Below are 15,380 nucleotides of genomic sequence, written 5' to 3' on the forward strand. Positions count from 1 at the left end.
GGGACCTGAGCGCGTACAGGAACGGCCGAGCACGGTGGGTGCATGAGCACGACCGTGAGCGACTTCGTCATCGACCGCATCAAGGCATGGGGCGTCTCGCGCGTCTTCGGCTACCCGGGCGACGGGATCGGCGCGTTCGACGGGGCGCTCGGCAAGGCCGACGGCAGCGAACGCGAGCTCGAGTACGTCCGCCCGACGCACGAGGAGATCGCCGCGCTGATGGCGACCGCGCACGCGAAGTTCACCGGCGAGGTCGGGGTCTGCGTCGCGACCTCGAGCCCCGGCGCGTTCCACCTGCTCAACGGCCTGTACGACGCGCAGATGGACAACCAGCCGGTCGTCGCGATCGTCGGGCAGCAGGGCCTGGCATCGATCGGGTCGTTCACCCAGCAGGAGTCGAACCTCGAGCGTGTGTTCGCCGACGTCGCCTGCTACGTGGAGACCGTCGCCACGCCGGACGCGGTCGGCGTCGTGGTCGACACGGCGTTCCGCACCGCGATGCTCCGGAAGCAGCCGGCGGTCGTCGTGCTCCCCCACGACGTGCAGGCGATGGCGTACGAGGCCCCGGCCGCCGAGCACTGGGTGTCCCGGTCGAGCGACGTCGCCCCGTCGACCCGCATCGTCCCGCCGCAGGACCAGATCGCCCGCTTCGCCGAGATCCTGAACGCCGGGGAGCGCGTGACGTTCCTGGTGGGCGCCGGTGCGCGCGGCGCCACGGACCTGGTGCTCGAGGCCGCCGAGAAGACCGGTGCGGGCATCATCACGGCGCTCCGCGGCAAGGACGTCGTGCCCTCCGACGTGCCGTACCACACGCAGCAGGTCGGGCTCCTCGGCTCGCGCCCGAGCCTGACGCAGATCAAGGAGTGCGACACGATCGTGCTCCTCGGCTCGAACTACCCCTACGGCGAGTACCTGCCGGCCTCCGGCCAGGCGCGCGGGGTGCAGGTCGACATCAAGCCCGAGCAGATGGGCCTGCGGTACCCGACGGAGCTCAACCTCTGGGGCGACGTCGGCGCGACGCTCGAGGCGGTCATGCCGCTGCTGCGGGACAAGCAGGACACTGCGTGGCAGGAGAAGCTCGCCGGCGAGATGCGCGAGTGGGAGGCGGAGATGCACCGCCAGGCCGAGGTCGCGTACGACGACGGCGTCAACCCGCGTCGCGTCATCCGCGCCGTGAACGAGCGGCTGCCGGAGGGCGTCACCGTCACCTGCGACGCCGGGACCACGGCCGACTGGTACGGCCACCACATCCGGCTCCGCCGCGGCATGCACGGCGACATGTCGGGCCGACTGGCGACGATGCTCGCCGCGATGCCGTACGCCGTCACCGCCAAGTTCGCCTTCCCGGACGCCCCGGCGGTCTGCACCATCGGCGACGGCGCCTTCCAGATGCTCGGCATGAACGAGCTCATCACCGTGAAGAAGTACATGGCCCAGTGGCCGAACCAGCAGCTCGTCATCGTCGTCATGCACAACGACGACCTCGGCCAGGTCTCGTGGGAGATGCGGACCGAGGACGGCAACCCGATGTGGTCCGGCTCACAGGACGTCGAGTCGATGGACTACGCCGGGTACGCGCGGCTGCTCGGCTTCGAGGGCATCGCGGTCCGCGCTGACGGCGAAGTCGAGGCGGCGGTCGAGCGGGCGTTCGCGAACCCGGGCGTGACGCTCATCGACGCCTACGTCAGCCGCAACGTGCCGCCGCTGCCGCCGCACATCACCGCCGAGTACGCCGTCAACACCGCGAAGAGCCTGCTCAAGGGCGACCCGGCGGAGCTCGGCGTCATCAAGGACTCGGCGAAGGCGATGGCGGCCGAGGCGGTCGAACGGGTCAAGGGCGCACTCGGGCGCGACTGACGCCGTGACTGCGTCGACGCCTGTCCCCCGAACGGGAGGAACGTCCCCCGTGGTGTGAACAACGCGTGACGTGTTGCGGCAACACCTGGCGCGTTGCCTGTGCGGTTTCGTAGGTTCGGCGCCGATGAACGCTCACACTCCCCCGCGTCGCCGGCGCCTGGCCGGGGCCGCCGCCCTGGTCGCCGCCGGCGTCCTCACCGCCCTGACAGTCCCGTCCGCCGCCCTCGCCGCCGAGGGCGACACGACGATCGACCTGTACAACGTCAACGACTTCCACGGCCGCATCGCGAAGTCGATCTCCCAGACCGACGGCAAGCCGACCCCGCGCGACGGCGACGCCGCCGGCGCGGCCACCCTCGCCGGAGCGCTCGAGCAGCTGCGCGGCGCCGACCCCTCGACGTCCGCCTTCGTCAGCTCCGGCGACAACATCGGTGGTTCGACCTTCGAGTCCTTCATCCAGGACGACCAGCCGACCATCGACGTCCTCAACCAGATGGACCTGTCGGTCAGCGCCATCGGCAACCACGAGCTCGACAAGGGCCAGGACGACCTGCGCGACCGCGTGATCGGCGGCCAGGGCGAGGGCGTCCGTGCGGCACAGTGGGACTACGTCTCCGCGAACATCCTCGACTCGACGACGGGCAAGCCCGCGTTCCAGCCGTACTCGATCCAGGAGATCAGCGGCAAGCGTGTCGGCTTCATCGGCGCGACGGTCGATCTGGTCGGCCAGGGCCTCGTCGCCCCGGACGGCATCGCGGGCCTCGAGATGGGCGACATCACGACCGAGGTGAACAAGGTCGCCGCCCAGCTCACCGACGGTGACACGGCGAACGACGAGGCCGACGTGCTCGTGCTGCTCGTGCACGACGGCGCGGAGTCGCCCACGCCGGTCACGCCGTCGTCCAGCACGGACTTCGCCCGCGCGGTCTACGGCGTCACCCCGAAGGTCTCGGCGATCCTCTCCGCGCACACCCACCAGACGTACGCGTACTCGGTCGTCCCGACCGGCGGCACCGTCGCCCGTCCGGTGATCCAGACCGGCTCGTACGGCTTCAACCTCGGCCACGTGCGACTCACGGTCGCCGCGGACGGTACCGTGACCGCAGCGGCGCCCGAGAACCTGCGCCTGGTCGACGGCACGTACACGCCGGACCCCGCCGTCCAGGCGACCGTCGACGCCGCCGTGAAGGAGGCCGACCGTCTCGGCGCCGTCGAGCTCGGCACGGTGAACCGTGACCTCGAGCGCGCCGTGCAGTCGCCGAACGCAGAAGGACTGCGCAGCGAGAACCGGGGCGGCGAGTCCACCCTCGGCAACTTCGTCGCCGAGGTCCAGCGCGACCAGACCCAGCGCCAGGGCTCGCAGATCGCCTTCATGAACCCGGGCGGCCTCCGCGCCGACATCGCCTCCGGTGCGGTCACCTACAAGGAGGCCGCGGTCGTCCAGCCGTTCGCGAACACGCTCGTCGTGCTCGACCTGACCGGCGACCAGGTCCGCCGCGCCCTCGAGCAGCAGTGGCAGCCGACCACCGCGAGCCGCCCGTTCCTCAAGCTCGGCGCCTCCGCCGGCTTCAGCTACACGTACGACCCGCTGGCCTCGGCCGGCGAGCGCATCACGAGCATGACGCTCGACGGCCAGCCGATCGAGGCCGACCGCACCTACAAGGTCACGGTGAACTCGTTCCTCGCGACCGGCGGCGACAACTTCGGCGCCTTCACGGAGGCAGCCGCCAAGCAGGACAGCGGCATGGTCGACCTCGAGGCGCAGGTCCAGTACTTCCGCGCGCACCCGACCGTCGCCGTCCAGGAGGACCAGCGGTCCGTCGGCGTCCGGGTCTCCGAGGCACCGACCGGCGGCTTCGGCCCCGGTGACGCCGTCCGCATCGACCTGTCGTCCCTGACCTTCAGCAACGCGGCCGACCAGGGCGGCACCGTCTCGGTCAGCGCCGGCGGTCAGGAGCTCGCGACCGCCGACGTCGACACCACGGTCGTGGACACCACCGACGAGCAGGGTCGCGCGACCCTCGAGTTCACCGTGCCGGGTGCGCCCGACGCGAACACGGAGCCGACCGCCCCGACGACCGCTGCCCGGGTCGCCGCCCTCGCCGCGCCGACCGCCACGACCGACGAGCCGCTCGTCCTCACCCTGCCGAACGGGCAGACCGTGACCCTCGCGGTCACGATCCCGGTCGAGGCGGCCGTCGAGCCGGAGCCGGGCACCGGCGCGCCGACCGACCCGGGCACCCCCGGCACCGGCCTGCCGGGCAGCGGTTCCGGAGCCGGTACCGGCACCGGCGTCGCGGACGCCGGTCGACCGGGTGCCGCCCGCGGCGACCTGGCGTTCACCGGCGCGGACCTGGTGCTCCCGGGCATCGCCGCCGGCGTCCTGCTGCTCGCCGGAGCCGTGGCACTCGTGCTCGCACGCCGGAAGCGCACCGTCGAGGACGGGCCGGTCCTGACGGACTGACACCGCGCCTCCCGGCCGCGCGACGGGCCGCCCCACCAGGTGGGGCGGCCCGTTCCACTGTCCGATCCCGGACGGCCACTGCCCCACGCCGGCCTCGCGAGGTACGCTCCCCCTGTCGCACCGCGATGCGCCGTGCCGGGTCGTCCCCCAGGGGGCGGACGGTGGTTCCGTCCGCCGGACTCCGCGGCGCGGGTGCTCTCCGTCTCCAGGGAAACGACGGAGGGCACCCACCTCCTGCCTGCGGCGGATCAGTGGAAGAGCTGCTCCCCGATGTACGAGCCCTTCCGCGGCGCAGGCGGCACGGCGAAGACACCGGACCCGATGTGGGACACGTACTCGTTCAACCGGTCGGACGCCCCGAGCTTCCGCTGCAGACGCGTGAAGTGCTCCGGGTCGTTCACGTACGCCGCGAAGAGGAGTCCGGCGTCGAGCTGGCCGTACTGGTTCAGCCCGTCCGTGTAGTTGTACCCGCGCCGCAGGATCTTCACGCCACCGTTGTTCTCGTGCGCCGCGAGGGCGACGTGCGAGCGCGCGTCGATCGCGGTCCCGCCTTCGGTGCCGTGCGGCGCCCGGGCGTGGAAGTCCGGCGTCGTGTGCTCGGTCCCGCCGGACAGGGGCGCCCCCTCGACCTTCGTCCGGCCGAACACCCGCTGCTGGTCGCTGACGACGTCGGCGTCCCAGGTCTCCAGGTTCATCCGGATCTTCCGCACCACCTGGTAGGTGCCGCCGGCCATCCACCCGGCGTCGTCGTCGAGCCACACGAAGCGGTCGTACTCGGCGTCGGTGGTCACGTTGCGCGTGCCGTCCTTGAAGCCCATCAGGTTGCGCGGCGTCGACTGCGTGGGACCGGCCGAGGCGCGACCGAAGCCGATCACGGTCCAGCGCACGGTCGCGGTGCCACGGGCCATCCGCGCCAGGTCGCGCACCGCGTGGTACGCCACCTGCGGGTCGTCGGCGCAGGCCTGCAGCGACAGGTCTCCACCGGTCAGCTGCTCGTCGAGGCTGTCACTGGGCAGCGTGGGGATCGCGGCCAGGTGCGCCGGACGCTTCGCGGCGAGGCCGAAGCGCTCGTCGAACACCCCGGGGCCGAGCCCGACGGTGACGGTGAGCGAGGCCGGACCGAGGTCGAGCGCCTCGCCGGTGTCGGCACCGACGCCGTCGCCGTGCGCGGGTTCCACGCTGCCGATCGTCCGGCCGGCCTGCAGCTGCGCGATCGCGGCCGACCAGCGGGCGAGCAGGACCTGCAGCTCGGTCGCGGTCGAGGCGGTCAGGTCGAACACCATGACGACGCAGTGCCGCTGCGGGGTCGTGCGGATGCCGCCCTGGGGCTGCCGGGCGGCGGTCGCGTAGAACGGGACCGCCTGCGACAGGTCGATCGACTCGTCGCCGTTCGCCGCAGCCGTGAACGGGTCGACCCCGGTCGCGGCCGCCGACCCGGCGACGCCCGCGACGGCTCCGACGCCCGCACCGGCGGCCGCGAGCCCGGCGCCGATCAGCCCGCGACGGGAGAACCGGGAGTCGGTCACGCCGTCGCGACCTTCTCGGCGAGGCGCGACAGCGGGTCCTGCAGTGCCTGGACCTGCTGCGAGATGCGGTTGGCGTCCTCCGCCTTCGCGGCGTCGTCCCACGTGGCGAAGCCGCCGAGCGAGTCCGCGTCGCGGAACCCGTCCATCAACGTGTTCGTGGTGTCGAACTGGGTCGCGATCTGCTTCGTCAGCGCCGGGTCGACCTTCGTCAGGCCGGGCTTGAGGTACGCGAAGGCCTGCCGGGCGCCCTCGACGTTCGCGGCGAGGTCGACGAGGTCGATGTGGCTGTACGCCTCCTCCTCCCCGGTGATCTTGTTCGACTGGACCTCCTCGAGCAGCCCGGCCGCGCCGTTCGCCAGGTCCTCGGGCTTGTACTCGATCGACGGCACGCGCTTCGCGAGGAGCTCGACGTCGGCGGTCAGTGCGGCCGCGGTCTCCTTCGTCGACGCGGTGATCGCGCCGGCCTGGAACAGGTCCTTCTCGACGGCGTGGAAGCCGCTCCAGCCGACGGCGTCGTCGAGGTTCGACGCGCGCATGTCGATCAGGTAGTCGAGGTTGCCGGCGTTGTCGGTGGCCGAGAAGCCCTGCTTCACGAAGCCGTCGACGTCGCTCTCGACGTGCTCGTAGAACGGACGGGCCGCCGCGTAGTCGCGCTTCGCCGCCTCCAGGTCGCCGGCGTCGACGTCGTGCTGCAGCTGCTGCACGGCCGCCACCATGTCGGTGACCTGGCCGTCGACGTAGGTCGCGTAGCCCTTCGCGCCGTCGGCGAGCAGGGTGGCCGCGCTGCTGTTCGCGGTCGACGCGGCCTTGCCGGTCACGGTGAAGTCGGTGAGCTCGTGCTCGGCACCCGGGCAGTACACCTGGTACTCCCCACCGCTCAGCGTGGCCGTGAAGCGGACGGCGTCGAGCCCGGGGGCGAGGTTCTCCTTCTCGCCCAGGATGCGCTGGTCCTGCAGGAGCTCCACCTCGGTGATGGCGGTGGACGACTCGTTGTGCACGGTGAACGTGACGGGGCCCGCGGGGACCTTCGTGGTCGACACGGCGCAGGCGTCGGACCCGTCGTTCGTCAGGGTGATGGTGACGCGGGAGACCTTCCCGGTGCCGCTCGAGGCGTCGTCGGCGGGCGATCCGGCAGAACAGCCGGTCAGCGCGAGGGCGGTGGCGGTGCCGAGGGCGCCGAGGACGATCAGGGGGCGGGCGGCCAGGGGGTGGGCGGCGCGGGTGCGGGCGGTCCTACCGAACGGCATGGTCGAGGCTCCTTGCAGGGACGTCGGCGGGCGGTCCGCGCGACGGGTCGGTTCCGGGGGTGGTGGTCGGTGGGGCGACCGCACGACGGCGGTCGCGGAGGGCGAGCAGCGCCTGGGCGGCCGCGGCGAACAGGAGCACGACCGGCAGCCAGGTGTCCCAGAGCCGCAGCTCGGCAGCGCGGGTGTGCGCGGCTGCCAGGTCCGCGGCCGCGCGGTCGACATGGTCCGTCGGCACCGCCCACACCGTGCGTTCCAGCGTGGTGGTCCGGGCGGCCGGGAGGCCCCCACCGCTCAGCGTGAGCACGTCGCGTTCCGAGCGGGTCGCGTCCAGGACGCCCCCACCGACGGTGGTCAGGGCGACGGTGTCGCGGACGGTCCACCGGGCCGCGAACGGCCCGGGGTTCGTGCTCGGCGAGATGCCGACGGGGACCCGACCGAACAGGCCGACGAGGTCGTCGAGCGTCAGCGAGGTCGGACGCCCGGTCGCCGAGACGTCCTCGGTGACCTGCCAGCGGTCGGCTGCGGTGCCGGAGCGGGTCACGCGGCGGTGGGCCGACGCGGGGAGGGTGGTGCGCGCCTCCCGGCCGGTGCCGGTGACGTGCAGGACGGCGGCCGCACCGTCGACGTCGGCCGTGACGGAGCGTGCGTCGCCGGAGACCGTGGTCGTGCGCGGCAGGTCGACGCCCGTGCTGGGGACGGCCAGGGCCAGGACGACCGCCGTGGCCGCGAGCCCGGCGGCGACCGCAGCACGGACCAGCGGGATGCGGGCGACCGACGGTCGCCAGCGGCGCGGCCAGACCGCGATCGCCAGGACGGGCACGACGTAGAGGAGCCAGCCGGTCACCTCGATCACGCGCGGGTCGGCGGGGATGCCGAGCACGCCGGTGACCAGGGCGCCGCGGAGCGACCCGTTCGGGGCGAGCCAGCCGAGGTCGACGGTGCGCTGCTGGCCGACGACGATCCAGCCGGCCTCGTGCGCGTGCCGCAGCGCCGTCAGCACGAGGCCGCCGGCGACGAAGACGAGGAAGACGCCGGTGCCGGTGAAGAACCGGCCGAGGTCGAGGCGGACGCCACCGGTGTAGATGCCGTACCCGATCGCCACCGCGACGGCGATGCCGACGACCGCGCCGAGGGCGGCCGAGCCGGTGTCGGACGACGCCTGGAAGGTCGCGAGGAGGAAGACCGAGGTCTCGAAGCCCTCCTTGAGGACGGCGAGGAACGCCATGCCGGCGAGGGCCCACGCCGTGCCGCGCCCGAGCGCGGCCGAGGCGCTGGCTTGCAGGTCCCGCGACAGCGTGCGCGCGTGGGTGCGCATCCAGACGATCATCCCGGTGACGAAGACCACCGCGACGGCGCCGATGATCGTCTCCATGCCCTCCTGCTGGGCCTGCGGCAGGGCCTGCTCGACGAGCTGCAGCCCGAAGCCGACCGCGATGCTCAGCGCGACGGCGAGCCCGACGCCGGCCCACATCGGGGCGAGGGGCGCGCGGTTGCGACGGAGGAACGCGGCGATGATGCCGACGATGAGCGTCGCTTCGAGGCCTTCGCGGAGGCCGATGACGAGGGTGGCGATCATGGCGAAGGTGAGGCTAACCTAACCAGCACTCGGCTCGCCACTCCTGCGACGTGGGGTTTGATTGTTCTCATGAACGTGCTGACCCCGGAGGCCCTGGCGTCGGTCACCAACGTGCTCGACCTCGCGGGCGTGTTCGCCTCGGCACTGCTGGGCGGATCCCTCGCGCGCACGATGGACTTCGACCTGTTCGGGTTCCTCGTGGTCGGCTTCGTCTCTGGGCTCGGCGGCGGCATGCTCCGCGACACCCTGCTGCAGAACGGCCCGCCGGTCGCGCTCGTCGACCCGCTGTACCTGCCGGTGGCGATCGCCGGCGCGCTGGTCGCGTTCCTCGTGTCGTTCTCCGAGCTCACGTGGGACCGGCTCTTCACCGTGCTCGACGCCGCCGTCATCGGGTTCTGGTCCGTGGTCGGGGTGCAGCGGACCTTCGACGCCGGGCTCGGCTGGCCCGCCGCCATCATCATGGGCACCATCACCGCGGTCGGTGGTGGGGCGATGCGCGACCTGCTGCTCCGGCGTGTGCCCGCGGTGTTCGGCGGGAACGCGCTGTACGCGACCGTGGCCGTCGCGGCGTCCGCGGTGATGGTGGTGGCCTCGTACCTCGGGTCGCCGTCGATCGGGATCATCGCCGCGATCGTGCTGTCGCTCGGACTCCGGTACGGCGCCGTCAAGCGCGGGTGGGGCCTGCCGAACGGCCGCGAGTGGCAGCCGAAGTCGACGCTCGGCGCACTGCTGCAGCGCGGACGGCGGCTCCGGCCGGACGCGATCCGGCTGCTCCGTCGCCCCGGACGGCGGACCGGCCGCGGAGCCGTCCGCAGCGAGCGGGGCACCCCCGACGACACCTGAGCAGCCCGCGGCGGCGGTTCCGTCGGCGGTCTCGCCGGTGGCTCCGCCGCGGTGACGTCCATCCGTCCCCGGAGCGCGGGACCGGGGTCATCGGGGCCCCTGCGCGGTATCATCGCTACCGCCGGGTATCGACCCGGTGACCACCGTCCTCGACGCACCGACACGACCCGAACGTGGCGGTCCACCGAGCGACGGGGCCGGGGGCCCCGCTGGTGCCGCGCGTGATCACGACGCGCGGCGCGGCAGGACCTCGAGGGTCGCACCGGACCGGGTGCGGCACGGCCCGTGCGCCACCGACGCGCGGGGATCGACAGGACGGCGCACCACCGTCCACGACGACGATCACGGACCAGGACCCATGCGCGAGGACGCCTCATCCCCCAGTCCCAGGACACCCCGCTCCGAGGTGCGCGAACGACTGCTCGTCGCCGGTGCGGACGTGTTCGCCGAGTCCGGCGTGCACGGCGCCCGGCTCGACGACGTCGCCGCTCGCGCCGGCTTCAGCAAGGGGGCCGTCTACTCGAACTTCTCGTCGAAGCAGGACCTCGTCGCCCAGGTCATGCAGCGCTCGACGAACCGGATCCTCGCGGCGCTGCAGGAGGTCGTGCGCGAGGACGTCGACGCCGCGAGCATCGCCGACGTCGTCCGGGCGGCCTTCGGGCGGTACGACCAGGGTCGGCAGTTCGCGCTCGTCTCCGAGCTCCGCGGGTACGCCCTGCGGCACCCCGAGTTCATGCCCGAGTTCGTCCGGCAGCGCCGCGAGCTGCAGGACGGTGTGCTCGAGCTGGTCCGGACGTGGTTCGGGGCGCACCCGGAGGTCGAGCCGGGCATGCCGCTCGAGGACTTCGCCGTGCTGCTCGTCGGCGCCAACGTGGGGATCGTGTTCGACGGGCCGGCGCTGCCCGGGGTGAACCCGGGCGACGTCATCGCGAGCCTGGTGGACGCGGTGGTGCGCCCGCGGCGCTGACGCGCGGCGCCGCGCGGCGGCTCCGCCGACCCTCGTGCGACCAGGCGGACGAGGGCAGCAGGCTCGGCGGGAACAGGCGCGACCGGGCCACGCGCGCCCGCGGGACGGACGCGTCGAGGGCGACCCGAGCCTCCAGGACGGCCCGTCGGAGCGCTTCGGTGTCCACACCAGCCGCGCCCTCCGCGGCGAAGCGCTCGAGGTCGACCGCGTCCACGATGCTCGTCAGGTGCGGGAGGACGGTGGCGGGCACGATCCCGGCGAGACGCCCGAGCACGGCGCGCGCCGTCCGGGCTGCGGCGGCGGCGTCACCCGGCGGTGCGAGCCCCGGTGCGTACCCGTGGTCGGCGACGTCGTCGAGCACCTCACGCCAGGCCTGCAGGGCGGGCGAGCGTCCGGCGCGGACAGCGGCGAGCCGACGACGTCGGCGGACGACCCGGACGACGCCGGGCGCGACGAGCACGGCGAGCAGGAGCAGCAGACCGACGGCCAGGCCGGCGGCACCCGGGCCGGCGGAGCCGCCCGTCGAGGCGGCCGCTCCCGGCTCGGTCGAGGCCGAGGGGGTCGGGGTCGGCGAGGCCTCGGCGGGAGCCGTCTCGCCCGGGGCCGGCAGCGGTGTCTCCGACGGCGCCGGAGCCGGGGCCGCCGACGACTCGGTGCCCGCCTGGGCAGCGGCGTCCGAGCTCGGGGTCGGTTCGAAGGACACCCATCCGGCGCCACGGATGTACAGCTCGGGCCACGAGTGCAGCTGGCGGTTCGAGACCGTGTACTCGCCGTCCTCGGTCTGGTCGCTGCTGGCCCGGTACCCGACCGCGATGCGTGACGGGATCCCGAGCGTGCGGGCCATCACCGCCATCGACGACGCGAAGTGCACGCAGTACCCCTGCCGGACCCGCAGGAACGTGTCGATCACGTCCATGCTGTCGCCGTCGTAGCCCTGCTCGACCGGGGCGGTCTCCGAGTAGGTGAACAGGTCGCTCCGGAACCACTGCTCCAGGGCACGTGCCCGGGCGTAGTCGTTCGGCAGGCCACCGGCCACCCGCTGCGCGGCCTGCCGGATGTCTCGCGGCAGGTCCTTCGGCAACGCCAGGTCGGTACGGAGCTGGGCGTCGCTCGGCGCGGTGAAGCCCCGACCGTCGGTGCGCCCGAGGATCCCGCTCGCGGCGATCGCGTCGAGGTACTCACCCGACCAGGTGGAGGCGCCGAACACCTGGTACGTCGAACCGCGCTGGGTCACGGGGCCGGTCGACCGGACGGTGTTCGAGTCCCCCATCCAGCGCCACTGCGACAGGTCGAGGTTCGTCGACTGCGACTCGACCGACGCGGCTCCGCCGGGCACGGGCAGGTAGTTGCTCGACAGCCCGGTGATCTGCACCGTCAGGTCGCCACGGCTCGCCAGGCGGGGGTTGATGCCGACCGCCCACTGCTGCCGGTCCGCGGTCGCCGCGTCGCTGGCGTCGGTGACCGTCGGCACCCAGTCGCCGGTGCCGAACTCGTCGAGGTCGGCGAGCTTGAGGTACTCCGGCTGCCCGTCGGCGGTGCGGTAGCGGAACACCTCGAGCTCGTTCGGCTGGCGCAGGTCACGGCCGAGTTCGAGCAGGGTGCCGGGGCGACCGGGCTGGATCGGGGCCTGCAGCGCACCGGTGACCCCGGACAGCCAGCTGGCGTTGATCGGGACGAGCACCGGGAGCCCGACGGCGACGACGAGCCCGATGGCACCCACCACGGCGGCGGGGAACGCCCGTTGCACCGGTCGGACGGACAGCCACAGGAGCCCGAGGAACGCGACGCCCACCAGGACGACCAGCACGGGCGACGCGGGCTCCCCCGTCACGACACCGGGCACGATGAGCACGACGAGCGCGGGCACGGCGGCGAGCGCGACGGTCGGGGCGATCGCCGCGAGGAACAGGGACACCCCGGCGACCCAACCGATCGCGATCGTCACGATCAGCCGGATCGCGTCGCTCTGCGGCAGCGGCGCGGGGTTGAGCCGGATGGCGGCGAGCGCTTCGCCGAGGGCGCCCTCGCGGTCGAGCCAGCCGAGCGGGTGCACGTCGTTCGCGACGGCGGCGACGCAGGACCCGACGACCAGTGCGACGACCAGGGCGATGAAGCGCACGCCCGGCGCGCGTCGGCGGACGGCGAGCACGACGGCGACGAGCACCGCGGCGAAGACGACACCGGACACCCACCAGGCGGTGCCCTGCACGAGCGGTCGCATCGAGAGCGCCGCGATCAGCACGGGCAGCGGCGCGAGTGCGACGACCCACGGGGCCGGGGCGTCGGACCGCTCGGCCGGACGTCCGGGGCGGTCGGAGCCGGCGGGCGTGCGGGAGCGGTCGGCGATCGCGGTCCCGCCCGCCGGGTGTCCCCCGCTCACCGGGCGCTCCCCTGCGACCGGGTACCGGCGACCGGCACGACGAGGGTCCGCCAGCCGGCGCGGTCGAGGATGCCGCGCACCACGGGGTCCGGCGGCACGATCGTGGCGAGGATGCCGCGGCTCGATCCGCTCGTCGCGGCGACGAGCTCGGCGGCCTGCTCGGCGGTGCACCGGCCGGTGACGACGGCGGTCATGCCGTGGACGTCGCGGCCGTGGACCTCGGGCAGGACCTCGGTGACGGGACGGGCGTCCGAGCGGACCCGGACGTCGGCGAGCCCGACCAGCACGTCGGTCAGGCTGCCCACGTCGCCGGTGTGCCGATCGGCCCGCGGGGTGTCGTCGCTCACGAGCACCACGCGCGAGGTCCGCGCACTGAGTGCCCGGGCGACGCTCGCGGCGACGACGACCGCGTGTTCGAACGCGGCGTCGCCACCGAGGTCGCTGAGCTCGGCGAGGTCGTCGCGGCCGAGCGCCTGGTAGGACTCGCGTCGGACGTCGATCGCGATGACGGCCTCCGGCGGTTGCGCCTGGGTGGTCTGGCGGACGTGGAGCTCACCGCGTCGGGCGCTCTGGGCCCAGTGCACGCGACGGATCGGGTCGCCCTGTCGGTAGGGCCGGAGCTCACTGTCGTCGGCGGAGCCGCCCTGGCCGACACGCCCCTCGTCCGCCGACACGGCACCCGCGAGCGCCCCGGTGTCGATCGCGCCGAGCGTGGTGGAGGCGGGCACGACCACGAGCTCCTCGGCGGGGACGACCGGGCGGTCGATGCGCAGCAGCCCGAACGGGTCCTCGACGCGGATGGTCACCGGGCCGACCAGGGTGCGCCCGCGGTGCATCGCCAGGGCCTCGACGTCGAGCACCGCCGGCGGCTCGTTCGGACCGACCAACGCGTACGTCTCGGCGTCGGACACGCTGGCGAGGGCGTCTTCGAGCTGCTCGCGCACGAGCAGCGTCGTCCGCGGGCCGATCGGCAACGAGGTCCCCCGCAGCGTGATCCGTTCACGGTGGACCTCACCGACCTGCACGACCGCACGGGCCGTCGACCGGGTGGCCCGCAGCGGCGCGGCGACGACGAGCGCCATCACGATCCCGAGCACGAGCAGCACGAGCAGCAGGAGCCCGGCGGAGACGGCGATGCTCGTGGTGGCGACGAGACCGCCGCCGACCAGGGCGACGCCCGACCCGAGCACCGTCCACCCCCGGGCGGTCGGCCGCGGGAACGGCGTGCGCCGGAGCATCGCTGCACCGCGTCGGCCGGTCCGGAGCACCCACGACCGAACCGCTCCGGCGCGCAGCGCGGTCGTCGAGGGCCCTCCGCCGTCGGGCATCAGGAGCGGACGGCGGCCGAGGCGAAGGGCACGGCGGTGTCGGACACGATCCGCACGACCACGTCGCGCGCGGTGTCCTCGGCGCCCCCACCGAGTCCGCGGGCGACCGGGACGAGCCGGTGGGACAGGATCAGCGGGGCGAGGTGGGCGACGTCGTCGGGCGTGACGAACGGGCGGCCGAGCAGCGCGGCGTGGGCACGGGCGGCCTGGGCCAGGTGGAGGGTCGCGCGGGGGCTCGCGCCGAGCACGAGGTCCGGGTGCGACCGGGTCGCACGGACGATCGCGACGATGTAGGCCTCGACGTCGGGGGCCAGGTGCACCCCGCGCACCGCGTGCACGATCGCCCGCAGCGTCTGGACGTCGACGATCGGTCGGAGCGACGACAGCGGGTCACGGGTCCCGCGCGCGGCGAGCATCCGGCGCTCGGCGTCGGCGCTCGGGTACCCCATCGCGATGCGGGCCATGAAGCGGTCGCGCTGGGCCTCGGGCAGCGGGTAGGTGCCCTCCATGTCGATCGGGTTCTGCGTGGCCACGATCATGAACGGCGACTCGAGCGGCCGCGTCACGCCGTCGACGGTGACCTGCGCCTCGGCCATCGCCTCGAGCAGGGCCGACTGGGTCTTCGGGCTCGTGCGGTTGATCTCGTCGCCGATGACGACGTTGGCGAACACCGGTCCGGGCGAGAACCGGAAGGTGCCCGACGACTGGTCGTAGATGTTCACGCCGGTGACGTCGGAGGGCAGCATGTCCGACGTGAACTGGATGCGGTTCACCGTCCCGCCGACCGTGGCACCGAGCGCCTTCGCGAGCACGGTCTTGCCCACGCCCGGGACGTCCTCGACGAGCAGGTGCCCCTCGGCGAGCATCACCGTGAAGGCCGTGCGGATCGCGTCGACCTTGCCGTCCACCACGGTGGAGACGGCCGCGACGACGTCGTCGCCCACCGCCCGCACGTGCTCGATCGGGAAGGCTCGGTCGGTCTGGTCCGGCACGCAGGCCTCCTCGTCTCGGGACAGGTGTCGTGCATGCTACAACGGCGCGGTGACAGGCACCGGAGGATGCGTCACCGATCATCCGGAAGGCACACACGGGCGCTGTCTCGCGGCGGACGGGAGGCGCGTAGGGGCTCCGTCGGGGATCCCGCTCTCGTCCCGCCCAGCGCAGGACCCTGACCACCGGCTCCGATCCGGTG

At 73.5% G+C, this 15,380-nt stretch carries 10 protein-coding genes; 4 read left to right on the forward strand and 6 right to left on the reverse strand.

What is annotated here, in order from left to right; translation table 11 throughout:
• Positions 1–42: 42 nt before the first annotated feature.
• Both ABIC52_RS15130 and ABIC52_RS15135 read left to right on the forward strand, forming a co-directional pair.
• On the forward strand, positions 43–1,857 hold the full coding sequence (locus ABIC52_RS15130) for a thiamine pyrophosphate-requiring protein (protein WP_209679073.1): 1,815 nt from the start codon (positions 43–45) through the stop codon (positions 1,855–1,857).
• Positions 1,858–1,981: 124 nt separating this feature from the next.
• Positions 1,982–4,321, forward strand: coding sequence for a 5'-nucleotidase C-terminal domain-containing protein (locus ABIC52_RS15135; RefSeq protein ID WP_354027720.1), 2,340 nt, complete (start codon positions 1,982–1,984; stop codon positions 4,319–4,321).
• A 248-nt stretch (positions 4,322–4,569) separates the two neighbouring features.
• Here the strand turns inward: ABIC52_RS15135 and ABIC52_RS15140 are convergent, their stop codons facing one another.
• The 3 genes from ABIC52_RS15140 to efeU are packed head-to-tail and all read right to left on the reverse strand — an operon-like array spanning position 4,570 to position 8,670.
• Positions 4,570–5,847 carry a Dyp-type peroxidase gene (locus ABIC52_RS15140; protein WP_209823934.1) on the reverse strand — a complete coding sequence of 426 codons (1,278 nt, stop codon included), beginning with the start codon at positions 5,845–5,847 and terminating at the stop codon, positions 4,570–4,572.
• On the reverse strand, positions 5,844–7,094 hold the full coding sequence (gene efeO / locus ABIC52_RS15145; protein ID WP_126892615.1) for an iron uptake system protein EfeO: 1,251 nt from the start codon (positions 7,092–7,094) through the stop codon (positions 5,844–5,846). Before efeO ends, ABIC52_RS15140 begins: the two co-directional genes overlap by 4 nt.
• Positions 7,081–8,670, reverse strand: coding sequence for an iron uptake transporter permease EfeU (efeU, locus tag ABIC52_RS15150; RefSeq protein ID WP_354027721.1), 1,590 nt, complete (start codon positions 8,668–8,670; stop codon positions 7,081–7,083). The genes efeO and efeU overlap by 14 nt, the downstream gene beginning before the upstream one ends.
• Before the next feature lie 69 nt (positions 8,671–8,739).
• Here efeU and ABIC52_RS15155 point away from each other — a divergent pair, with 69 nt between their 5' ends.
• A complete protein-coding gene (locus ABIC52_RS15155; RefSeq protein ID WP_354027722.1) occupies positions 8,740–9,513 on the forward strand; it encodes a trimeric intracellular cation channel family protein in 774 nt (257 codons plus the stop codon).
• A gap of 406 nt (positions 9,514–9,919) precedes the next feature.
• On the forward strand, positions 9,920–10,480 hold the full coding sequence (locus ABIC52_RS15160; RefSeq protein ID WP_209679082.1) for a TetR/AcrR family transcriptional regulator: 561 nt from the start codon (positions 9,920–9,922) through the stop codon (positions 10,478–10,480).
• Here the strand turns inward: ABIC52_RS15160 and ABIC52_RS15165 are convergent.
• The 3 genes from ABIC52_RS15165 to ABIC52_RS15175 form a co-directional block, all read right to left on the reverse strand.
• Positions 10,437–12,860, reverse strand: a complete 2,424-nt coding sequence (locus tag ABIC52_RS15165; RefSeq protein ID WP_354027723.1) for a transglutaminase TgpA family protein — start codon at positions 12,858–12,860, stop codon at positions 10,437–10,439. The two genes, ABIC52_RS15160 and ABIC52_RS15165, sit on opposite strands and share 44 nt — an antisense overlap.
• Positions 12,857–14,098, reverse strand: coding sequence for a DUF58 domain-containing protein (locus ABIC52_RS15170; protein ID WP_126890327.1), 1,242 nt, complete (start codon positions 14,096–14,098; stop codon positions 12,857–12,859). The genes ABIC52_RS15165 and ABIC52_RS15170 overlap by 4 nt, the downstream gene beginning before the upstream one ends.
• A gap of 89 nt (positions 14,099–14,187) precedes the next feature.
• The gene (locus ABIC52_RS15175; RefSeq protein WP_126890328.1) at positions 14,188–15,180 is read right to left on the reverse strand and encodes an AAA family ATPase; all 993 of its coding nucleotides are present in this window, start codon (positions 15,178–15,180) and stop codon (positions 14,188–14,190) included.
• Between the last annotated feature and the right edge of the window lie 200 nt (positions 15,181–15,380).

This window comes from Curtobacterium oceanosedimentum, from assembly GCF_040545555.1.
GTDB lineage: Bacteria > Actinomycetota > Actinomycetes > Actinomycetales > Microbacteriaceae > Curtobacterium.

Excerpts from the sequence above, each read along its gene's own strand:
- ABIC52_RS15130 (WP_209679073.1), top strand. The coding sequence starts at position 43 with ATGAGCACGACCGTGAGCGACTTCGTCATCGACCGCATCAAGGCATGG.
- ABIC52_RS15135 (WP_354027720.1), top strand. The coding sequence starts at position 1,982 with ATGAACGCTCACACTCCCCCGCGTCGCCGGCGCCTGGCCGGGGCCGCC.
- efeO (WP_126892615.1), bottom strand. The coding sequence starts at position 7,094 with ATGCCGTTCGGTAGGACCGCCCGCACCCGCGCCGCCCACCCCCTGGCC.
- efeU (WP_354027721.1), bottom strand. The coding sequence starts at position 8,670 with ATGATCGCCACCCTCGTCATCGGCCTCCGCGAAGGCCTCGAAGCGACG.
- ABIC52_RS15155 (WP_354027722.1), top strand. The coding sequence starts at position 8,740 with ATGAACGTGCTGACCCCGGAGGCCCTGGCGTCGGTCACCAACGTGCTC.
- ABIC52_RS15170 (WP_126890327.1), bottom strand. The coding sequence starts at position 14,098 with ATGCTCCGGCGCACGCCGTTCCCGCGGCCGACCGCCCGGGGGTGGACG.